A 20,919-nucleotide genomic window follows, 5' to 3' on the forward strand; every position below is an offset into this window, starting at 1 on the left:
CGCGCAAGCGGAGGTGCTTCTCAGCATCAAGGGTATTTCCAAGAACTTTGACAGCACCCTGGCGGTGGACGATGTGAGCCTGGACATCCACAAGGGTGAGATCTTTGCTCTGCTGGGTGGTTCCGGCTCCGGCAAATCCACCCTATTGCGCATGCTGGCAGGCTTTGAAACTCCGGATTCCGGTCGCATCGTGCTGGACGGCCAGGATATCACTGCCCTGCCCCCGTACCTGCGGCCCACCAACATGATGTTCCAATCCTATGCCCTGTTCCCGCACATGACGGTAGAGCAGAACATTGCCATGGGCCTGAAACAGGACAAGCTACCGAAGAACGAAATCGCCGACCGCGTAGCGGCCATGCTCAAACTGGTGAAGATGGAAGCCTACGGCAAGCGCCGGCCACAACAGTTGTCTGGCGGACAGCAACAGCGCGTGGCCTTGGCCAGATCCCTGGCCAAACGCCCCAAACTGTTGTTGCTGGACGAGCCCATGGGCGCGCTCGACAAAAAACTGCGCACGGAAATGCAGCTGGAGCTGGTGGATATCCTGGAAAAGGTGGGCGTCACCTGCCTGATGGTCACCCACGACCAGGAAGAAGCCATGACCATGGCCAGCCGCATTGCTATTATGTCTCATGGCCAGATTGCCCAAGTGGGCTCACCCATTGATATCTACGAGAGCCCGAACAGCCGGATGACGGCGGAGTTCATCGGCTCAGTGAATATCTTTGAGTCGAACATCCTGGAAGACAACTCTGACAGCATTTCACTCACCAGTGATCTGCTGGATGCACCGGTGTTTATTGACCGGGGCGTAACCACGCCCGCAGAAACCACCGAAACCCTGATTGCGCTGCGCCCGGAGAAAATCTACCTGACCACGGAGAAACCCGAGGGTGATACCAACTGGAGCTGCGGTACCGTAGACAACATTGCCTACCTGGGCGACATCACGTCTTATTACGTGAAGCTGGCCAGTGGCAAGCGGGTTCAGGCCACCATGGCCAACGTGGAACGCCGTGGTGAGCGGCCCACCTGGGGCGACCGGGTCTATGTGTCCTGGGAAGCCTCCAGCCCCATTCTGCTCTGGAACTGACGCAATGAATCGAAAGCTCTTTCCCGCCCCGGTCGTGGAGCGGGTGCGTGCGGTGCTGTTCCATCGTCGGGTGGTGTTCGGCGTGCCTTTCGCCTGGCTGCTGCTGTTCTTCCTGCTGCCATTTGCCCTGGTGCTAAAAATCAGCCTGACCTCGGCGGTGATGGCGATTCCGCCTTATGAGCCGGTGTTCCGGTGGGTAGATAACACCCTGTCGGTGGTGGTGAATTTCGGCAACTACCTGTTCCTGGTCTCCGACAGCCTCTACGTGGCCGCCTACTGGGGCTCGGTGAAGACTGCCTTCCTGGCCACCCTGTTCTGCCTGCTGATCGGCTATCCCATGGCCTATGCCATGGCCCGCGCGCCCAAGCACTGGCAGCTAGTGTTCCTGCTGATGGTAATGCTGCCGTCCTGGACTTCATTCCTGATTCGGGTGTACGCCTGGATGGGCATCCTCGGCAATCAGGGCCTGCTCAACAATTTTCTGCTTTGGCTGGGGGTGATCAAATCGCCATTGAAGATACTGAACACCAACTTCGCGGTGATTCTGGGCATCGTCTACGCCTACCTGCCGTTCATGATCCTGCCCATCTACACCAACCTGGTGAAGCTGGACGTGCGCCTGCTGGAGGCGGCCTCGGATCTGGGCTGCCGCAGCCTGACCACCTTCTGGGCCATCACCTTGCCGCTGTCCAAGGCCGGCATTCTGGCGGGCTCCATGCTGGTGTTTATACCCGCCGTGGGCGAGTTTGTAATTCCGGAACTGCTGGGCGGGCCCGATACCCTGATGATCGGCAAGGTGCTATGGGAAGAGTTCTTCAACAACCGCGACTGGCCGGTGGCTTCCGCCCTGGCGATTGTGATGCTGGCACTGCTGCTGGTGCCCATCGTGCTGTTCCACCGCTTCCAGGCACGGGAGATGGAAAAAAATGGTTAAGCTAAGAGCGCCCGGTTTCTCCAAAATCATGCTGGTGCTGGGCATGCTGTTCTTGTACCTGCCGATGGTGGTATTGATCGTGTACTCGTTCAACGCCTCTCGGCTGGTATCCGTATGGGCCGGTTTTTCCACCAAGTGGTACGGGGCTCTGTTCGCCAACGAGCAAATCCTGTCTGCGGTGTGGATAAGCCTGCGCATCGCCTTCTACTCCGCCAGCATGGCGGTGTGCCTGGGCACCCTGTGTGCGTTTGTGATCACCCGATTCAAGAAGATGCGCGGCCGCACCCTGCTGTCCAGCATGATCACCGCCCCCCTGGTGATGCCGGAAGTGATCACCGGTCTGTCACTGTTGCTGCTGTTTGTGCAGATGGCCCAGTTGATCGGCTGGCCAACCGACCGTGGCATGGCCACCATCTGGATTGCCCACACCACCTTCTGCAGCGCCTACGTGGCGGTGGTGGTGAGCGCGCGGCTGCGTGAGGTAGACCTCTCCATTGAGGAAGCCGCCATGGATCTGGGCTGTACGCCGCTGAAGACCTTCTTTGTGATCACCTTGCCGGTGATTGCACCGGCCCTGGTGTCGGGTTGGCTGCTGGCGTTCACCCTGTCTCTGGATGACCTGGTGATTGCCAGCTTTGTCTCCGGGCCCGGGGCGACGACGTTGCCGATGGTGGTGTTTTCATCCGTACGGATGGGAGTGTCGCCGGAGATCAACGCTCTGGCGACGATCACTATTGCCGTAGTGTCGGTGATCGCTTTTATTGCTTGGTATCTGATGCGGCGGGCGCAACTGACTAAAAACAACAAGGCACGCTGATTGATGGCTGCGTTGAAAATAGAGCTCTTATCATGACCGTTCTACTTTTCCGGACTGAAGTGCCAACGAACTATAGCGCCGCTTGGCGGCGGTCACGGACGGACTGAACCCACTTGTAAAACAATGGCACCAGCAACGTGCCGAGAACGGTAGCGGAAACCATACCAAAAAGAACTGTGACACCGAGGCTAACCCGGCTTGCCGCCCCGGCACCGCTGGCAAAGACCAATGGCAGCACGCCAAGCACGAAAGACAGGGCCGTCATCAAAACCGCCCGGAAGCGCAGCACGGCCGCTTTTTGGGCTGCTTCGGCGGTAGGCATGCCGGATTGCCGCAATTGCATGGCAAACTCCACGATCAGGATGGCAGTTTTGGTAGAGAGCCCAATCAACAGTACCAAGCCCACCTGGGCGTATATGTTGTTCGCCATACCCAGTACCCAGAGCCCGCCCATGGCACCAAACATGGCCAGTGGCACAGCACCAATAACCGCTAATGGCAAGGTCCAGCTTTCGTACTGGGCAACCAGAAACAGGTAGACGAGCACTATGGCCAGCAGGAAGATCACCGCTGCCAGGCTACCAGCCTGTATCTCCTGCAGGCTTTGTCCTGCCCAGCTGAACCCATAACCCTGAGGTAAACTTTCCGCCAGACTCTCCATCGCCTGAATTGCATCACCACTGGCATAACCAGGGGCCGCTTCACCGGAAATGGTTACGGAGCGCTGGAGATTGAAATGCTGGATAGAAGATGGGCCGAGAACAGGTTCAAGGGAAGCCAGTGTCGTAAGTGGCACCATGTCACCCTGCTGATTACGGACCCTGTAGTAGGAGAGGTCTTCGGGTTCTTGTCGGTAGCGGCCTTCTGCCTGTAACAATACCCGGTAGTTCTTACCAAAACGGGTGAAGTCGTTCACGTACAAAGAGCCCATCTGTGTCTGAAGGGTGGAGAAAATGTCTGACAACTGGATGCCCATTGCCTTGGCTTTATTTCGGTCTACGTGCAGCAGGTATTGTGGAATATTGGCGCGGTAGGTGCTGTAAACCCGAGACAGCGCCTCATGTTGGTTGGCCTCGAAAATCAGTCCGTTCATTACCTGGGAAAGCTCCGCTACGTCCCTTCCCTGGTTATCCTGAAGCCGGAAGTCGAAACCTGAGGATGTGCCAAGCCCCGGAATAGGAGGAGGATTAAATACCATGACTTGCGCTTCCGCAATTGACCACAAGCTCGACGAAAGGCGGGGAATCACCTGCCTCAGACCAAGAGCTTTGTCTTCACGCTCCTCCCAGTCTTTCAGGGTGACGATACCGAGACCATTGTTCGAGTTTGCGCCCCCCAACAGGGAAAACCCCGATACCGTAATAAAGTCGGTCACCGCAGGGTCCTGCAGAACCAGTTCTGTCACCTTTTCAAGAACAGCGTCTGTGCGCTCAAGAGCTGCTGCATCCGGCAACTGAACATCCACAAACAGGAATCCCTGGTCCTCCGGTGGCACAAAGGCAGCGGGTACGGCCTTGAACAGGCCCGCGCTTGCCACCAGGATTGCTACCAATGCCACCCCCATCAGGGCACCCTTACGAAGCAGCTGCGTGACCAATCTGTCGTAGCCTCTGGTGCTGCTGGTAATCGCCTTCTCGACTGGGCTTAACCACCTTATGGGTTTGCTGTCACTGCGACCTAACAACGCAACACAAAGCGCCGGGCTCAGGGTTAAGGCGTTAATGGATGAAATGATTACTGCGACGGAAATGGTTACGGAAAACTGTTTATATAATTCGCCGGTGATACCAGGCATGAAACCAACCGGTACAAACACCGCCAAAAGAACCAGCGTGGTGGCGATGACCGGGCCAGTCACTTCGGCCATGGCCTTTGTGACCGCCTCGCGAATCGGCAATTTCTCTTCTTTCAGCAGCCGTTCAACGTTTTCGATAACCACGATGGCATCATCCACCACAATGCCGATGGCGAGCACCAGCCCGAACAAGGTGATGGTATTGATGGAATATCCGAGTGCCGCCATGACGGCAAAGGTGCCAATGAGCGAGACCGGAATGGCGATACTGGGAATAAGGGTAGCCCGCCAGTTCTGCAGGAACAGGAAAACCACTAGTATGACGAGCCCAACGGCCTGTAACAGAGTGATGACGACCTCGTCGATGGAGCGGCTGATAAAATCGGTGCTGTCGAAAAGGATGCTGTGCTTTACACCGTCCGGAAACGCAGGGGCTGCGCTATTGACAACCTTTTTGACCTTCTCTGCGACTTCCAGTGCGTTGGCATCCGGTAGCTGATAAATCACGACGAATGCGGTATCACGATTGTTCAGCTTGGCGGTTGACGCGTAGGAGCGAGAACCCAGCTCGATGCGACCGATGTCCTGCAGGCGCACAAATCCGCCGTCGGGTTTTGCGCGCAGAATGGTCTGGGCGAATTCCTCCGGGTCTGATAGCCGCTCGCTGCTCTGTATGCTGTACACAAATTGCTGACCAGCGGGCACTGGCGACTGCCCCAGCTTGCCGGCAGCCACAATCTGGTTCTGTTCCCTCAATGCCGCGGCTACTTCGGCAACGGTAATATCAAGCGCAGACATACGCTGGGGGTCCAGCCAGATCCGCATACTGTAATCTTTTGCGCCCATCACTTCAGCGGAGCCAACACCAGGCACACGCCCCAGGGTCTCGACCAGATTATTGGACGCAAAATTACTGAGAAAAACACCGTCCAGATCCGGCCGCTCAGAGGTGAGGTTAATACCCATCAACATGTTGCCGGCCTGTTTTCTGACAACCACACCCTGCCGCCGAACTTCATCCGGCAAGAAGGGTTCGGCCAGTGCAACACGGTTCTGCACGTTTACCTGCGCAATATCTGTATCAGTGCCGCTTTCAAAGGTTAGCGTTATCTTGGCAGCACCATCACTGGATGCGGTCGACTCGATGTAGATCATTCCTTCCACACCGTTGAGCTGTTGCTCAATCGGTCGGATAACCGACTCCTCCACAACCTGCGAACTGGCACCCGGCAGAGAAGCCGACACCTGGATCTGGGGTGGCGCCATATCCGGATACATATTGACCGGCAGCCCACGAAGGGCCAGCAGACCCGCAAGGGTTATCAGAATGGAAATGACAAACGCAAACTTCGGTCGCTGAATAAAGACACTGCTTATCATTTCGCGGCCTCATCACCAGTGGTGAGTACGCCTGTTTTGGGGTCGATCTGTTTCTGTAGCGGTGCCACAGTTGCGCCGGAACGGACTTTCTGCGTGCCTTCGACGATGACCCGGTCACCGACTTCCAGGCCCGTCTCGGCAACGATCATGGCGCCTCTACGAGGGCCTGTGGTGATGAAGCGTTGCGCCACCTGCTCCTGGTCATTGACCACCAGCACGAATTTGCCTTCGAGCGTTTCCTGCAAAGCGACCTGGGGTACCAGGATCCGGTCTTCACCGGCCTGGCCCTCAATATGCAGGGTGACATAAAGCCCTGGCACCAGAACCGAAGCTGAATTAGGGAAGACCGCGCGCATGGCAACGGTGCCGGTGGAAGCGTCAGTCTGGACATCCGCGAAGTCCAGGGCGCCAGCGGCAGCATATCGCTGTCCGTCCGGTAAGGTCAGGTAAAGCCCAAGATTGCCGGCAAGGTTGGCAGCGGCTTGCCCGGCGCGGCGATAACCGACGTAATCCGCCTCGTTAACCTGGAAACTTACATAGATGGGGTCTGTCACCAAGACCTCGGTAATCGGCCCGCTAGAGGGGCTGACAACAGCGCCCACATCGAAATTAAGTTTGCCAATCCAGCCGTCGAATGGCGCCCGAATTTCGGTATAACCCAGGTTATTTTGGGCTTTCTGCAAAGCGGCTTCTGCACTTTGCAGGCGCCCTTGAGCAGCGCTGAAACGATCCTGGAGTTTGTCCAGATCCGCCGCTGATAGAAACCCCTTCTCAGAAACCTCTTTACCTCGCTCCAGGTTTCTGGTTGCCGAGGCCAGCTCCGAACGAGATGCAGTCAGCTCCGCTTGAGCCTGACTGAGGGTTGCACTGGCGACATTGTCCTCCAGACGAACCAGCAGTTGATTTTTTTGAACCCGGGCGCCCTCTTTAAAATTGATTTCCATTATTTCCCCCTCGATTCGGGCAGAAATATCTGCCCTCGCGGAGGGGGCGGTTCTGGCGACAAAGTCCCGGGACGGCCTTACTTCAGAGCTGTTTACCGTCACCACGGAAACCGCGACCGGTGCGCTTTGGATCGTCTCAACTGGCTCCGAACAGCCAACAATAGAAGACACACACACAAACAGCCCAAAAAACCATGAGGCATTAATAATGAAAGGTTTCTGGTGCTGCCGGATTTTCAACATTGGTTTTCCTTGTTGTTCTCTGAAGGCCTGTGTATCTGGGCTTTTTGATATGATCGAGGGGCGCGCTTTTGCATGGCCCCATCATTCGCTCTTCTGAAAAGCTAATTAATGTTTATCCTACCTAAACAAGACGAATCTGGGAAACAAAACTGAAAGCAAAAACAGAGTATAGAAAAATTGGCTGTTCTGTTTCCGTATGCTGTGTTCTGAGTCAGGACGATTGACTCCGTAGCAGACTCCGTTGAAGCACTGGCAAATTAAGGTTGGCGATCAAGGAATAAACGGGTCATTACCGAGAAGAAAAAAGCTGCAGAAAGGCTGCACATGACAATGCCCGTCAGCCCCTCAACCGTCGCGATAATGCGCCAGGGTGGCGGAACCACCAGATCGCCATACCCGATAGTTGTATAAGTAACGCCGGAGAAGTACACCGCAGATTCAAAATAAGAGATGGCGCCGCCCCAATAATAAAAGCAGGCCCAGATGACTATCTGGGCCGTGTGACTGACAAGGAGAATCCATACCAACCTTACAAAAAGCCATGTAAGCGGCCAGAAATTGAAATTACGCTCATGCCCAGTATTAAGACCTGACAGCCATTTCATCGACAGGGTTAAAAAGGCGGTATGAATCAGCACGGTCGCAGCCACCAGGCCAAATGTCAGCACCAGGATCGATGTCATCTTTATTGTTCGCCTGTTGTGTGTTTCAGGAAAAACGAATCTGTCACTGAACGATCCGATGCTGGAATAGAGAGCTTAATAGAGCGCAACCCTTTCGAACCGAAAACGGACGTGGCCTGTGTTGTCTCGGATTTCGGAAGGACAACAGCAGCTATTTCACTTGAAGCTATGGTTCAATAATGTATAAGACTACTAGCTGCACATCCAACCTAAAGGCTATAAATTGGGGAAATGAAGATGAATAGTTCCAAACTGGTGGTAAGCTTTCTGATGTTTTTTCTTGGTTTTGGAGCGTTTTCCGGCTGCTCCACCAGTCCGGAAGTGAAAAGTATCACGAAGGTGCAGGGCAATGTTCAGTCGCCAGAGAAGGTTCTGGTACTGGCTATAAGCCCAAAGGAATTAAACAGGACCGCAATGGAGACTGCGCTGGTAACTCGCCTCAACAATTCGGGCTTTAAAGCCATCGAATACGGCTCCGCACCCAACCTGCCCTGGGAAGATCCAGACGCGCTGCGGGAGACAATAAAAGAGCGTTTGCAAGCACAAACTGCCGATGGCGTTCTAACCGTCTCTCTAGTCAGAAAAAACCGCCAGATTAATTATGTGCCCAACCAAGTTGTCTTTAATCCCGTAACCACAAATATCGGCGCTCTTGCTTCCGTCACCTATATGGAAACCATGACAATTCCGAAGCATTATGAGGAATCCACAGAATACATACTCAGAACAACGCTGTTCGATACGGAGTCGGGCGAGGCTATCTGGCAAATGTTTTCCAGCACCATTGATCCAAAATCGCTCAAACAGGCAACCCGTGAATTTGCCAGCCTCGCGGTGCAGGAGCTTCAAAAATCGTTCGCTGAATGAGCCAACACATGACCACCTGCGAGACCCTGAACCCCTCTGCCGTAAACTCCGGTTGACCAATAGGTATGTTTTTCTTGTTCAGGAGCCATTTCCTGTCGAGAGGATGTGAATCAGACCGTTGCACTCCACCATCGGGTCGTCACAGTTCACCACAATGTCTGACCTGGCAATGACATAGGCTTTGCCGGTGGTGGTGTTTTTGACGACCGCATATTCCCCTTCTTGCTCGACCGCTGTGAATTCACCGATGAATCCCGTCTCTCTCAAAGAGACGGTTTCCAGCTTATCGCCGGGTTTGATTCGGCCTTCGAGATTCATCAACGCCAGCCGCGCCGAGGTGCCGGTACCCGTGGTGCTTCGGCAGATGACGCCGGGGTGCACGTAGGTGGCGGAGCGGGAGCGGTAGTAGCCTTCGGCCACTTGTTCTACCGGGCCCATGAAGTGCAGGAACGGCAGCGGGCCCACGTCGCCCAGAGTGTAATGGGAGAAACCCCGTTCAGCTTGGATAGCCTCAACGATGGCATGGGCGGTTTCGGCCAGGTGGCGTTCTTCGTCCAGGGTAAGATCGAAGCCCAGTGATTTGGCGTCGACCAGGGCGTAAAAGCCGCCACTGTAGGCCACGCTGTAGCGGACCTGGCCGATGCCGGGCACATTGATACTGGCGTTGTGGGTGTGGATGTAACTGGGCAGGCCTTCGCAGGTGATGGCTTCCACCACCCCGTCATGCACGGTGGCCTCAATGCTCACCAGGCCGGCGGGGGATTCCAGTTTGAAGTGTTGTTTACCTTCCTGTTTGCGGACGATTCCGGCTTCCAGAACCGCCGTTGCCGTGCAGATGGTGTTAGAACCGGAGTAGATTGGGTAGCCCATGACTTCCATGATGATATATCCGGCGGCCGCTTCCGGATCGGTGGCGGGCACCAGCAAGTCGACAGACATTTCGGGGATGCCGTAGGGTTCTTCCAACAGCAGCCGGCGCAGGCCGTCGGCGTCATCCCGCAGATATTCCATCTGGGCTCGTACGGTATCGCCGGGCAAAGCGGTAATGCCACCGGTCACAATACGGCTGACATCGCCGCCGGCGTGGGTATCCATCAACTGAATGGTGAGTTCCGGTTTCATCCGCCTGCCTCCAGCGCAAAAGGTTGGCCGTGTACCGGCCATTGGGCATCCGGCACGATGACGATCTTGCCCAGATAATTACCACCCCGATTGACGAAGTACTCCTCCGCCCAGTGCAACTCCGACAGTTTGAAAGCGCCGTGTAGCACGGGTTTTAGATGGCCATCGCGTATCCAGGTCATCAGCTGGTTTGCTTCTTCACGGGTGCCATGGGATACCCCGAAAATATGCACCTGATACAGGTAGATTCGGGTCCAGAGAATTTCACTGATGTTGCCGCCACTGGCTCCTGCGATGCTCATGCGCGGGTAGGTGCTGCGGGCGTTCATGTCGAAGATCATGGCGTCGATGAACATGTCCGTCATTTCGCCGCCCACCAAATCCATCACCGCATCGAGGGGTTTGCCGCCGGTTTCTTTCTTGACCCGGTCTACAAAGGTACCCATGTCGCTACGATCCAACACCGCTTCGGCGCCCAGATCGAGCAGGGGTTGGGCTTTGTCTTTCTGGCTCAATGCGTAAGGGACAGCGCCGATGATGCGGCAAAGCTGGATCAGTGCAGTGCCCACGCCGCCGCTGGCACCGGTCACCAGCACCCGCTCACCGGCCTGAACGTTGGCGGAGGTGAGCATGTGGTAGGCGGTCTGGTAGGAACACATGCCCATGGCCGCTAGTTCGGCATCGGCCAGCTCAGGGTTGGGGATATTGTGAAACTGTTCAGACGGCAGAGCCACGTATTCGGCATAACCGCCATCGGCGCCATGACCATAGTAGTCCGGAGTGAGATTGATATCGGTGCGGTCGTTGGCGTAGATGTTAAAGTCCAGGAGGCCCCGCTCTCCGATACGGGCTTCACTGACGCCCTCGCCCACCGCCACAACCTTACCGGCGATGTCGGCGCCCTGAATACGCGGAAACGTCAACGTGGGTTTGCCCCCCATCTGGAACGACGTCATCTCGCCTTTTTTGGTGGGGTAGAGTCCTTCCCGGGCTTTGCGATCGGTGTTGTTTTTGGCGGTGGCGGTTACCTGCACCAGTACCTGGCCGGCAGCCGGTTTGGGCACTGGTATGTTCTGGTATTCAAGTTTGTCGATGCCGCCATGGCCGGTGAGGACCATGGCTTTCATGGAAGCCGGGATCTCGGACATTGGCTCCTCCCTGTTCTGGTGGTTTTAGTGATCTTCAGAGCATAGGAGAGATCTGGGGTTGTGTCAGGGGGCGTTGGTTCGTGCTTTTATTGCCCATCCGTTGGGTTTGGGGGCGGGCTGGGAGGTGGGGCGTGTTTTTCTTCTGGAAAAAACAACTCGCTTCGCTCAAACATCTTTTTTCCTGCCAGAAAAACACGCCCCACTTCCCGCCGACTAAACCTTGTTGGAAAGGAAGCGTAGTTCGTAACCTGGCGGTTGAGTTTGACGCCACTTATCGTGCAATCACTTTGTACACCGGGCGTAGTCGGGGTATTTGTTTGAGGACTACCTGAATGACGGTCATGAGCGGCACCGCCAGCAGAACGCCCACCGGGCCCCAGAGCCAGCCCCAGAAGAAGATGGATACGAAGATGATGACCGGGTTGATGGCCATGCGAAAGCCGTGAATCCAGGGTTCCAGGAAAAAGCCAACAATGGTGGTCAGCAGGATAAAACTCAGCGGCGCGATGGCCATCATCCAAAGCGTATCCAGAGTAATGGCGGAAACCACTGCCAGCAACGCAATCGTGAGCATATTGCCGAGATATGGGATAAACCGGGCAAGGCCAGCGATCAGACCCCACATGGCTGGGTCTGGCAAACCGATGGCCCAACAGATGAGTCCGGTAAGCACGCCAACGGATAGGTTACTCAACCCCAGCACGGCGAGATACTGGGCAATCTGTTGCTGGGAGTCGTGGGTGATTCTCAGAACAGTCTTGCGCTGCAGCCGTGGCAGCTGTTTGACAAAGTTAAAGATCAACCTGTCACCGCTCACCAACAGGAAATAGGTTAACGCCAGTGCCAACGCCAGGCCTGCTACTCCGTTACGGGCTTTGGACATCAGCTGGCTCCGCCAGGAATCCGTTTGCAAAACCACTGTTGTGGGCTTCGACTGATTGGTCTCCGACAGCTCATCCACGGACTTTTCCACCTGCTCCGCTGACTGGCTGACCTTATCGAGCTGGCGCATGATTTCGCTGTCACCCACCAACAGCCTGGATATGCCCTCAGGTGCTTTCTGGGCCCACTCAAGGGCCGGGGTTGCAACCGCAGCGCCAATACCCACGATACCTGCAAGCACAACCAACACCAGTACCAGCGAGCTCACCACTTTTGGCAACCGCCAATTGATATAGGCTTTCTTCACTAACGGCGAGAGCAGCAAGCTGGTCAGTACGGCCAGAACAATAGGCAGGATAATCTGGTGAGCAAGATAGAGGGTATACAGGATGCCCAGGATAAACAGGCCATAGATGGGCGTAGAGAGCTCAGCCAGCACACTCTTCCCGGGCTGGTTCTCGGGAGAGCGGTTTTCTGTTGGGGAATCATCCATGCTGTTTCAGTACCTTCAGATCAGGATGGCGCCGTGTCATCCACAACGCCGATTAGGCCCGCACAGGCGGGTTGCGGGTGAGTTGCTAGTGTAGCGTTCCAGCATCTTGCTTGCATTATCAAACAATTACCATTCGCCCAAGCACAAAACTGAACCGGGGGCATTGCCAACTGCGTATACAAAGGCACGAAGCCTGAGTTGAACCGGAGAACCAGATGCCACCGCGTTATGACACCCTTTTCTACGACGGACGCTGCCCACTGTGCGCTAAGGAAATCCGCACGCTCAGGAAGTTACAACGTGGCGATCTGATATTTGCCGATATCCACGAGCAGAATGCGCACAACGCACAGTTACCAACGCGTGAGGAACTTCTCAAGCGATTGCACCTGATGACCTGGAACGGGGAATGGGTAATCGGCTTGCCGGCCAATGTTCGTGCATGGTCTCACACACCGTTTGGCTGGTTGCTCAAGCCCCTGTTGTGGCCAGTGGTTTACCCGGTCGCAAAACGGGTGTATGAAGGCTGGGCTGATCGCCGGTTCGAACAGAAGTACGCCTGCTCCGTTGGTCCATCGTAAACAACATTTATTGCAGTAGGCATTGAATTTTCTGGTGAGAGTGAATCTTTGATGGGGAGTGCCCGCCAGCTACTTTGGCTGGCGGGAGTTACCGACATTTAACCAGATTAGCAGGGTCCACCGGTATAGCGACAGTACACCTACGCCAACTGGCTGATCTCTGCCCCTTCCGGAATCAGAGACGGCGTCTGTGGCTCCCGGCCCTTAAGCATATTCGCGAGGCGCCGCTCACGAACCGTATGAACGGAAGGGTCAAGCCTCAGAACTTTCAGTGGCAGAGGATCCCCTTCCTTGAGTTTGTCGAACAGCTCCGCTTTATTGAGATAGAAAGCGCCACTGCAATTTCGACCGTTAAACTGAAAATCAAACTCAACCAACAGATTGCACTGGTAGTGTCCCTCGCCCAATGGCCGGTTGTGTTTGTCATACTCCTGGTGAAACTGGCAGTCCGCCTCTTTTCTGGTCAGAACGCCATCTACCTCCACACCGTGTTTACGCAACAGGGCCTGTTCGTAGTAATAGCTGATGCTTGAGTAGGCAGTGACAAACGAAGAAATGAACAGGGCCAAACCTATCAACGCGAAAAAGGCTCCGAAGATCATGGCACCCCACTCGCCAAAGCCCAGGTAGAAAACGCCTCCCCCAACAATTCCGAAAACAAGCCCCATGCCCAGCAACATGAAAAAGAAGTCGAGATGATCTTCTACCGCTGCCCTTAGAAGCGGCCAGTCGGTGGTGCCTTTTCTGCGCATGTTGGTCTCCGTCAGGGTCGAAAAGACTAACTCGCTAATTTCGGCAGAAATGACGTATTCACCCAGTAACGTTTGAGGTTGGATTCATCAACCAGAACCGGCACTGTCTCCTGATGGATGTGGTCGCTGGGATCAAACCACAGGTTGTCGCTTCGGAACACATGCAGCTCCCCCGTTTGCGGATGTTGCCACTGGCAGACAATGCGAAAAGGATTCCGGCCGTTGACCGTGAGACTGGTGTTCTGCTCAACCGACGCAAATTTTGCGAGTACTTCGGTGCCATGCTGTTCCAGATAGGCTTTTGATCGCTCCTTCAGAACACCAAACAGCACCATCCCGCCACCGACCAACGCAAACACCAGGCCGAGCCCGCCAACGATCAATGACAGCCCCCACAGGGAAAAGAAACCGTTGATCTGCGCGTTCTCCGGCGCTGAGGGCTCATACAACACAGAAACTCGCTCACCGCGCCTGAAGGAGGGAGGGTTTGAGCCGGAACGGGACTGAAACACGATCTCTCGGCCACTGGCATCCTGAAATGCCACGACCGGGTAATAGCTGCTGGAATCACTGGAGCGGGAATATACAAGCTCAGTCACTATCCCGCTGGTTTCGGTCGCCCGGTCGATAAAGGCGGAGGTGCTGTTGTAGCTAGCAAAAGCGCCGAACAGCATAGCTACGCCGATGAGGGTAAAAGTGTACTTTAGGATTTTCAGGGTTTTCATTTTTTCGTTCCTTGAAACTCATTGTCGACTATGTTGAACATCGGCTTGAATCAAGCATCCTGACCCGTTTCTTTCGCACAATTAGACTAATCGTAGAAATCCTTCAGAGATTCGATCCACATCCAATGTTCTGGCTTACCGAACTCACGGCAGTTAACGCAACTCAGCTTGCCCGGTGCGTAAAACTCTATTTCAAGGGTATGTCCTGAAATATCCGCTTTATCCGAACCACATCCATCCACGAAACTACTGGCAAATACGTGGAACCGATCTCCAACCCCACAATGGCTGAATGTGTTAGAAAGCGGGCGGCCCAGGACGTTAACCATGAACATCCCCGTTTTGGAAATAATTACCCGTGCAGGTTTGTTGAAGCGCCGCTCATGATCGTGATAGTGGGCTACAAAACTTGCTCCCTGTTCCACTGCATAGTCTGGGTAATAGACACCCCAATGAGCCTCGGGAATCGGAGTCGATTTGGAGCTGGTCCACACGGCCGGGTTGATAAGAACCGGGATTGCAAGTGCAGCGGCAAGAGCGCCAAACATCGGCAGCCGGCGATTCCATGCAGCACTCAGCGCGGGAAGTAACTGAAAAGCTAGACCGAACCAACCCATTAGCAAGCAACTTGCGAGAACAATCCTACCCTCGAAAAAAAGGGTGACAAATTCGAAAGGCCACGTCAGAAGCCCAATCAGCAAGCCTTTACCCAAGAGAGTAATACGGTCTCCATCTCGAAAAGGCACATTGAAAACAACCGTCAACCATCCTGCCAAGCTGCTCACAAAGAAGACAATCAAAAACCCGACATCCAGGATCCCGTTCTCGATTTCCAGAAGAGAATACCCAGAGCCGCCGGCCAATGTTGTCGCTACATAGCTGAGAAGAAGGAGCGTTGAGGGTAAGGGGAGAAACGCTGAAATATACTGCATTAATAGTAACGTCCCTGTTTTATTAACTCTTATGAAAGTGCTGAGCTCTTCCTTTGAGTTTGAATACCTCACATGCTTATAGTCGGAATTACTTGTCGTACAGCATGAACGTATTGCACCCCGATACTCAGTTAATAGGCTCAGAGCGGTTAACTACACAGCGGAAACCATTCCCCGACGAATCAATGTGCCGACCACTTCGGGCAAACACCGTGCCCCCACCGCCAATGTGCTCCCCTACACCGGCCCAGTCCCTTACGGTTTTTTCAGGCCTCTCGGTATCGAGCGGACCATCAGGACCCTTTGGATTTTCCCTGGGGGCGTGCCTGTAATAGTCGCTTTGAAACCAATCCTGCGTCCATTCCGCTACGTTTCCAGTCATGTCGTAAAGGCCTAGCGGATTTGGTGGGTAGCTTCCAACCGGGCGCCGCTCGAACTTCAGCGAAGAGTGCATCAGAGTGTTGCCAGAAGGCGGTGTCGAAGGGTCAACATACTCTTTCGGGCGGCGAAGGTAGGGATCCCTCTCGATATCTCCTGTATCGGTGGCATAGGGTACCTCTCTCCCCCGGCTTCGAGCCGCATACTCCCACTGAGCCTCCGTAGGCAAAGCAAAAGGCAGCCCGGTACGTTCTGCGAGCCAAGCGCAATACCCCTCAGCCTCTCCGTAGTTTGGTACTCGGGCGGGCTTCCGGTAATAGTTCGGTGACAAGGGGTCATCCGAAACCATCAGGTACTTTTTTAAGCTGAATTGGTCTGCATAAAGGTCAGATCGCTCAAGATCTTCGTAATAAACAGCTATTTCACCCCAAGTCGTTTCGAACCGCGATATCGAGTAACTATCGATCCTAACGTTAACCACGGGGCGGCTATGATCTGTCAGAGTCACGTAAGGTGTGCCATCAGGTTTCCCAACATCTCCAAGAACAAACTCACCACCTTGCACGAACACCTGATTATCTATAGCTTGCGTTAGGACTTGGGACACCACTTCATCTTCGTCACAGCCCGAAATAAACGCTTGCACTACTACCAAACAAGCTACTTTTAGTGGATCAACACCCGACATCTATCAAAGCCTCCTAAGCTATCCCGCATATTCGACAGGCATTAAATGGGTCCATTTGCACTGGTCTACCCGCGATCGCGACTTTACTCCTCAGCTCATAAATAAATAACCTCTGATCAGCTTCACCTTTTCCAACGAACTCAAATAGGCGATCAAGGTTCTCTTGAAAATCCCCCCGATTGGCAACACCCTCAGGATTCATCCGAAATACCGTTTCTTCGAAATCACGCCAACTCTGAAATGAAGCAAGGATCTCACTCACAGCCTGAATCTTTATATCGTTACTACTCCAGATATCAGGTGTAACCCACCAATCATAGAGAATATTGTCCAAGACAGTGCCTTTGACTTCAGGAGGGGAATGCAAGAACACGGCGTCTTCCTTAAGAGCTAGATCATTGACAACATTTTGGGCAAGCTCAGCCCCTCCCAGCTCGCGCTTTCGTCCAACGAATACATCATCCACAAACTCTGCAAGCCCGGTCACCACGCTCGTTGCAAACTCATGAGCTGCCGCAGCAGCACTGATCCCACGTCCTAATGCGAACAAACTCATTCGTTTATACCAACCGAACGCTTCCGTATCAGGATCAAATAACTCCAAATACCTGAAGTCCACATCAAGCAATGCGTTATAAACAAAATGAAGCATACGCATAATTTTCTGTGTTTCTACTTCGAGAAGAAAACTCCCCGCGGCTCCGGCACCCAAAACGAGCCCTGCGTGGGCATTGCAATAAAACTTTCCCGTGGTTTCACTGAAGTGCAATCGAATATTAAACTCCGCTCCTGCACCAAACGCAGCCTCGACCTTCTTTCCGATACTGCAGAGCCTATCCCACTCTCGCGCTTCAGTTAGAACATCTCTCCAGCGCAGCTCACCTGCAACTTCACACCCGCCGCGGACACCCGCAAATACACCACCTTCTATCTCTGCTTTCTGCCCGTTCTGCCTAGCAGCAATTCCTTTTATAGTTGGGAGGCCATCGGTAGTAGATACATGAACGTTACCGGCAACAAGTGCTGAGGCACCGGCAAATCCCGAAAGGGAAGCCATGATCGCCGCCTGAAAATACCCCAGCGAAGCAATTCTCCGCTCGCCGTCCCAACCGCCAACCCGGTAAGGGATCTGGATTTCCGACCGATTATTCACAGGAAATGCCTGCTCTATACCCACTTTGCCTTGAGCCAGAGCAAACTGCCCTTCTAACTTCGCTTGAAAGTGGACCTTGCCTTTTCTCGGATCAAACTCACCAGAAGCACTTGAACCCGCGGCAAAGCGCATAAACTGGGCCTCTGCCGAAGCATCAAAGCCGGTTTCGTCAACCGCTTGTTGTCTTGCCTCGGCATCACCCCAGATCGACCAGGACGCCTCATCGTAGAACTTGTTCAATGTCGTCATGAGGGCACCATTCTGATCAGGCTCCCACAATTTTGCGTTGAACTTGATGTTCAGCTCACTTCGAATAGCATCTCGAAGCTTTGCCGGATCAACACCATTCTCGGTTAACCATCCATAACTCCGCGCTCGGTCTCTTGCAGCTATGGAATAACGTCGCGGGTGATTCTTCATTTTGTCAGAGCGCACAAACGTGACATGTTTATTACCGGCCAATCTTTTGATCTCAGTGATCGGCGGTATGCTCTGCATATCGTTAGTAAGGACGGAGCGAGCTTCCAGTTCTTCAATTAGGCGCTCTTTCTCTTCCTGCACTTCTGACAGCGACTGGCCTTCACCATCAGTCGGATTCAATTCGGAATCCTCGTCGCCGTCGTCGAGCTCGTCCAGCCTTGCATAAAACGCGTTCATCGGGCCGCAAACGAACTCTTCCTCCTCAAGCCACTCAGAAAGTTCCTCTTCCGTCAACAAGATCAACTCATCAGAGCCCGTGACATGGACAACTTCCACAATTTCATCTGCACATGATGGTTCCTGAGCAACCTGTCCGACCTCGCAGCTGGAGAAATTTGCGTCGTTCGCAGCGGGTAGTTTGAGCCGCTGCCCAGGAAAGATCCGATCGGGATTGTCGATATCCGGATTCAGTCTCAGAAGGCTGCTTAAAGTTGTTTGGTGTCGCTGTGCAATTGCACTAAGGGTGTCGCCGGACTTGACGGTGTACTCGGAACTCATGGGGCAACTCCATATGCCAAACGTTTATCCAGTTCACTCAAGCGCATACCTGCTGGCAATTCAGAACTGGACAAAATAGCCTGAAATTCTGGATGCTCAATGCGCTCTCCGTGCACTACAGCTAGCTCTGCAAATCGGCTTACGTCTTTCTCTGTGCGGAACCCAAACGAGTTGGCCTGCTGAATCAGTGCGTTCAGCCTGGATGCATCGTTTAGGGAAAGGTATTGGGCCAACCGGGTCACGAACTCGTCTTTGGCCATAGCCGCCAGGGCCTCAATATGGTGATCAGCAAGAACAAACCAGCCTTCCTCAGAAGCCTGCCTGGCTGGTCTCTGGCCATCTGCACTGAATCGCCGCCATTGACCATTATTTTGGAACGCCAGCCAGTCTGTTATCGGGCCACTGAATTGGTCTCGCTCCAGATCACTGAACGCTCCCATCAACCTGACCAGCTGTTTTGGGGAATAGAACCTGAGGTAGGAATAGCCACCATCAGGCAACTTGACGCTCAACAGGCTTCGTAAATGATCGGCCAATACGGGCAGGATCTCGTCTGCCATCAGGACAACGGCATGGTCTTGCCATCTTACCTGCTCTGACCATATTCGTGATGATGGCGAAGGCTTTACAAGGCAGGGGCTCACCTCGATGACCGACTCATGGGGTGTGCCAAGGTACAGGTATTCGAGTTCCGGCTGATCATCGTATTCATAGATAAACCTGGGAGCATCAAATACCGCACCATCAATCAGTATCCACGCTCGCTCAATGGCCTTCTCATCCAAGCCCATCATGCAATGTCGCCCTCACATGCACAGGCTTCCATGGCACAAGAACCATCCGGTTGGCGGCCGCATTGCTTTACAAGAGCAACATCCTTTTTAGCTGCGGACTTCAACGCGGGCACCGAGGCTGCAGAAGGCCCCGCTGTCGCTCTGGTGCCATTTTCCGCCACCTGCACAGGTTCATCGTTGGCCGTTAATTCGTTCAACCTCTCGGGCAACAACGGCCCCGTAACCCCAACCCCACTACCACTCCCCGGCCCACCCCCGGAATTCATCCGCACCAGCGGTCCGGAAATAGTCACCCCACTCGGGTCCAGCCTCACAAAGCTGCCACCGGCCTTCAGTGTCACCTCAGCGCCGGCTTCAATCACAATTTTCATACCGGCCTTGTGGTGGATTTCGGTGCCAGCTTCCACCAGCTGTTTTTTGCCCTGCTTGCTATGGTGGCTGCCGTTGACGGTGAGGCTGTAGTCGGCGCCGATGCTCTCGCGGTGTTCGCCTTCGGTGGTGTGGTGGCTGTTGCCTTTCGTGTGGCTGAAGCGGTTGTTTTCCACCGTCAGGTGGCTGTCGTTCTTGATGACTTCGGTGCGGTTGTTTTCGGTCAGCAGGTCCAGGTCTTTCTGGGCGTGGACGTAGATTTGCTCCTGGTCCGCTTCGTCTTCAAACCGGAGTTCGTTGCTGCCCTCACCCTTGTGGGTTTTGGTTTTCAGGGTGGTTCTGGTTTTGTGTTCCGGCAGCGCGTACGGCGGTGTGTTGGTGGCGTGGTAAGTCCTGCCGGTAATAATGGGCTGGTCCGGGTCACCGTCCAGGAAGGACACAATCACTTCATTGCCGATTCTGGGTAGGGCCATAAAACCCTACTGGCCACCGGCCCAGCCCTGGGCGACGCGTAGCCAGGCGCTGGAGTGTTCGTCGTTCTTTGAATAGCGGTCCCACGGGAACCTTACTTTCACTCGTCCATACTGGTCGCAGTGAATCTCTTCACCCTCGGGGCCGGTGACGATGGCCATCTGGGGGCCGTCCATCATCGGTTTGTGTTCGCACAGGGGCCGCCAGATTTTATCGGCCGGAATGGCGGTGAAGTCGTTGTGGTAGCTGGTGGGTTCGCTGCCACCCTCTTCTTCCAGGGCCTGGGGCTGTTTGCCGGTGTGGGTGACGGCGGTCAGCAGCCATTCCCGGTTCAGGCTCTGGCTGTCGTGTTCCTGCAATTCCACTTTGGCGCCGGGGGTGAAGTCCGGGCGGTTGCTTTCGCCCCTGGCCAGGGAGGCATCGTTTCTCAGGGCGTCCAATCTGGCCTGGGTGAAGGGTTGGCCGCTGGCGTCAGCTTTGTAGCGGCCGGGGTAGTCGTAGTGCTGGTAATCTTCAAGGTGACTTACCTCACCTGCACTGTGCTCGTGCATCAGGGCGTAGGCGGGGTTTTTGAAGGTGTAGTCCTTCATGGCCACGGACGCGGCTTTGATGCGCTCTTCGAAGGCGAAGCTGAACACACAGGCTTGTTTGCTGCTGCCGCCGGCCCGGGTGTTGCAGGGGACCGGGTCCAGTT

17 protein-coding genes and 1 pseudogene are annotated in these 20,919 nt (G+C 54.5%); 5 read left to right on the forward strand and 13 right to left on the reverse strand.

What is annotated here, in order from left to right:
- Positions 1–13 precede the first annotated feature (13 nt).
- Genes potA through ACTZWX_RS17110 form a run of 3 tightly spaced genes read left to right on the forward strand, consistent with a single transcriptional unit; the run spans position 14 to position 2,847 of the window.
- A complete protein-coding gene (gene potA / locus ACTZWX_RS17100) occupies positions 14–1,096 on the forward strand; it encodes a polyamine ABC transporter ATP-binding protein (RefSeq protein ID WP_444714951.1) in 1,083 nt (360 codons plus the stop codon).
- A 4-nt stretch (positions 1,097–1,100) separates the two neighbouring features.
- Complete coding sequence (locus ACTZWX_RS17105; RefSeq protein WP_444714936.1) at positions 1,101–2,030, forward strand: ABC transporter permease subunit; 930 nt, start codon at positions 1,101–1,103, stop codon at positions 2,028–2,030.
- Entirely contained in the window at positions 2,023–2,847 is an 825-nt protein-coding gene (locus ACTZWX_RS17110) for an ABC transporter permease subunit (protein ID WP_444714937.1), read from the forward strand. Before ACTZWX_RS17105 ends, ACTZWX_RS17110 begins: the two co-directional genes overlap by 8 nt.
- 70 nt (positions 2,848–2,917) lie before the next feature.
- Here ACTZWX_RS17110 and ACTZWX_RS17115 read toward each other — a convergent pair whose 3' ends face one another.
- The 3 genes from ACTZWX_RS17115 to ACTZWX_RS17125 all read right to left on the reverse strand — a co-directional run bounded on the left by ACTZWX_RS17115 (position 2,918) and on the right by ACTZWX_RS17125 (position 7,892).
- On the reverse strand, positions 2,918–6,022 hold the full coding sequence (locus tag ACTZWX_RS17115; protein ID WP_444714938.1) for an efflux RND transporter permease subunit: 3,105 nt from the start codon (positions 6,020–6,022) through the stop codon (positions 2,918–2,920).
- Positions 6,019–7,143: an efflux RND transporter periplasmic adaptor subunit gene (locus ACTZWX_RS17120; protein ID WP_444714952.1), complete on the reverse strand. Its 1,125-nt coding sequence runs from the start codon at positions 7,141–7,143 to the stop codon at positions 6,019–6,021. Before ACTZWX_RS17120 ends, ACTZWX_RS17115 begins: the two co-directional genes overlap by 4 nt.
- Before the next feature lie 323 nt (positions 7,144–7,466).
- Positions 7,467–7,892, reverse strand: a complete 426-nt coding sequence (locus ACTZWX_RS17125; protein WP_444714939.1) for an ion channel — start codon at positions 7,890–7,892, stop codon at positions 7,467–7,469.
- Positions 7,893–8,129: 237 nt separating this feature from the next.
- On the opposite strand from ACTZWX_RS17125, the gene ACTZWX_RS17130 reads away from it, so the two are divergent.
- Positions 8,130–8,759, forward strand: a complete 630-nt coding sequence (locus ACTZWX_RS17130) for a hypothetical protein (RefSeq protein WP_444714940.1) — start codon at positions 8,130–8,132, stop codon at positions 8,757–8,759.
- Between the two features lie 78 nt (positions 8,760–8,837).
- Here ACTZWX_RS17130 and ACTZWX_RS17135 read toward each other — a convergent pair whose 3' ends face one another.
- From ACTZWX_RS17135 to ACTZWX_RS17145, 3 genes are all read right to left on the reverse strand, one after another.
- Positions 8,838–9,881, reverse strand: coding sequence for a proline racemase family protein (locus ACTZWX_RS17135; protein ID WP_444714941.1), 1,044 nt, complete (start codon positions 9,879–9,881; stop codon positions 8,838–8,840).
- Positions 9,878–11,029: an alcohol dehydrogenase catalytic domain-containing protein gene (locus tag ACTZWX_RS17140; protein WP_444714942.1), complete on the reverse strand. Its 1,152-nt coding sequence runs from the start codon at positions 11,027–11,029 to the stop codon at positions 9,878–9,880. Before ACTZWX_RS17140 ends, ACTZWX_RS17135 begins: the two co-directional genes overlap by 4 nt.
- A gap of 271 nt (positions 11,030–11,300) precedes the next feature.
- Positions 11,301–12,404: an AI-2E family transporter gene (locus tag ACTZWX_RS17145; protein WP_444714943.1), complete on the reverse strand. Its 1,104-nt coding sequence runs from the start codon at positions 12,402–12,404 to the stop codon at positions 11,301–11,303.
- A 215-nt stretch (positions 12,405–12,619) separates the two neighbouring features.
- Here ACTZWX_RS17145 and ACTZWX_RS17150 point away from each other — a divergent pair, with 215 nt between their 5' ends.
- Positions 12,620–12,985 (forward strand): thiol-disulfide oxidoreductase DCC family protein, encoded by a 366-nt coding sequence (locus ACTZWX_RS17150; RefSeq protein ID WP_072677803.1) that lies wholly within the window; start codon positions 12,620–12,622, stop codon positions 12,983–12,985.
- 140 nt (positions 12,986–13,125) lie between these two features.
- Here the strand turns inward: ACTZWX_RS17150 and ACTZWX_RS17155 are convergent, their stop codons facing one another.
- From ACTZWX_RS17155 to ACTZWX_RS17185, 7 genes and pseudogenes are all read right to left on the reverse strand, one after another.
- Complete coding sequence (locus tag ACTZWX_RS17155) at positions 13,126–13,737, reverse strand: DUF3592 domain-containing protein (protein ID WP_444714944.1); 612 nt, start codon at positions 13,735–13,737, stop codon at positions 13,126–13,128.
- A 26-nt stretch (positions 13,738–13,763) separates the two neighbouring features.
- Positions 13,764–14,462, reverse strand: a complete 699-nt coding sequence (locus tag ACTZWX_RS17160; RefSeq protein ID WP_444714945.1) for a DUF3592 domain-containing protein — start codon at positions 14,460–14,462, stop codon at positions 13,764–13,766.
- An 86-nt stretch (positions 14,463–14,548) separates the two neighbouring features.
- Complete coding sequence (locus ACTZWX_RS17165; protein WP_444714946.1) at positions 14,549–15,394, reverse strand: hypothetical protein; 846 nt, start codon at positions 15,392–15,394, stop codon at positions 14,549–14,551.
- A 127-nt stretch (positions 15,395–15,521) separates the two neighbouring features.
- Positions 15,522–16,460, reverse strand: a complete 939-nt coding sequence (locus ACTZWX_RS17170) for a formylglycine-generating enzyme family protein (RefSeq protein WP_444714947.1) — start codon at positions 16,458–16,460, stop codon at positions 15,522–15,524.
- A gap of 13 nt (positions 16,461–16,473) precedes the next feature.
- Complete coding sequence (locus ACTZWX_RS17175; RefSeq protein WP_444714948.1) at positions 16,474–18,591, reverse strand: LysM peptidoglycan-binding domain-containing protein; 2,118 nt, start codon at positions 18,589–18,591, stop codon at positions 16,474–16,476.
- Complete coding sequence (locus tag ACTZWX_RS17180) at positions 18,588–19,385, reverse strand: DUF4123 domain-containing protein (protein WP_444714949.1); 798 nt, start codon at positions 19,383–19,385, stop codon at positions 18,588–18,590. The genes ACTZWX_RS17175 and ACTZWX_RS17180 overlap by 4 nt, the downstream gene beginning before the upstream one ends.
- A pseudogene (locus ACTZWX_RS17185) lies at positions 19,382–20,919 on the reverse strand (type VI secretion system Vgr family protein); the annotation flags it as partial. The gene ACTZWX_RS17180 and the pseudogene ACTZWX_RS17185, both read right to left, overlap by 4 nt.

The organism is Marinobacter sp. NSM, from assembly GCF_052380025.1.
Classification (GTDB): Bacteria; Pseudomonadota; Gammaproteobacteria; order Pseudomonadales; family Oleiphilaceae; genus Marinobacter.

Coding starts and splice junctions, on each gene's coding strand:
- ACTZWX_RS17105 (WP_444714936.1), top strand. CDS start 1,101: ATGAATCGAAAGCTCTTTCCCGCCCCGGTCGTGGAGCGGGTGCGTGCG.
- ACTZWX_RS17110 (WP_444714937.1), top strand. CDS start 2,023: ATGGTTAAGCTAAGAGCGCCCGGTTTCTCCAAAATCATGCTGGTGCTG.
- ACTZWX_RS17115 (WP_444714938.1), bottom strand. CDS start 6,022: ATGATAAGCAGTGTCTTTATTCAGCGACCGAAGTTTGCGTTTGTCATT.
- ACTZWX_RS17125 (WP_444714939.1), bottom strand. CDS start 7,892: ATGACATCGATCCTGGTGCTGACATTTGGCCTGGTGGCTGCGACCGTG.
- ACTZWX_RS17130 (WP_444714940.1), top strand. CDS start 8,130: ATGAATAGTTCCAAACTGGTGGTAAGCTTTCTGATGTTTTTTCTTGGT.
- ACTZWX_RS17135 (WP_444714941.1), bottom strand. CDS start 9,881: ATGAAACCGGAACTCACCATTCAGTTGATGGATACCCACGCCGGCGGC.
- ACTZWX_RS17140 (WP_444714942.1), bottom strand. CDS start 11,029: ATGTCCGAGATCCCGGCTTCCATGAAAGCCATGGTCCTCACCGGCCAT.
- ACTZWX_RS17145 (WP_444714943.1), bottom strand. CDS start 12,404: ATGGATGATTCCCCAACAGAAAACCGCTCTCCCGAGAACCAGCCCGGG.
- ACTZWX_RS17150 (WP_072677803.1), top strand. CDS start 12,620: ATGCCACCGCGTTATGACACCCTTTTCTACGACGGACGCTGCCCACTG.
- ACTZWX_RS17155 (WP_444714944.1), bottom strand. CDS start 13,737: ATGCGCAGAAAAGGCACCACCGACTGGCCGCTTCTAAGGGCAGCGGTA.
- ACTZWX_RS17160 (WP_444714945.1), bottom strand. CDS start 14,462: ATGAAAACCCTGAAAATCCTAAAGTACACTTTTACCCTCATCGGCGTA.
- ACTZWX_RS17165 (WP_444714946.1), bottom strand. CDS start 15,394: ATGCAGTATATTTCAGCGTTTCTCCCCTTACCCTCAACGCTCCTTCTT.
- ACTZWX_RS17170 (WP_444714947.1), bottom strand. CDS start 16,460: ATGTCGGGTGTTGATCCACTAAAAGTAGCTTGTTTGGTAGTAGTGCAA.
- ACTZWX_RS17175 (WP_444714948.1), bottom strand. CDS start 18,591: ATGAGTTCCGAGTACACCGTCAAGTCCGGCGACACCCTTAGTGCAATT.
- ACTZWX_RS17180 (WP_444714949.1), bottom strand. CDS start 19,385: ATGATGGGCTTGGATGAGAAGGCCATTGAGCGAGCGTGGATACTGATT.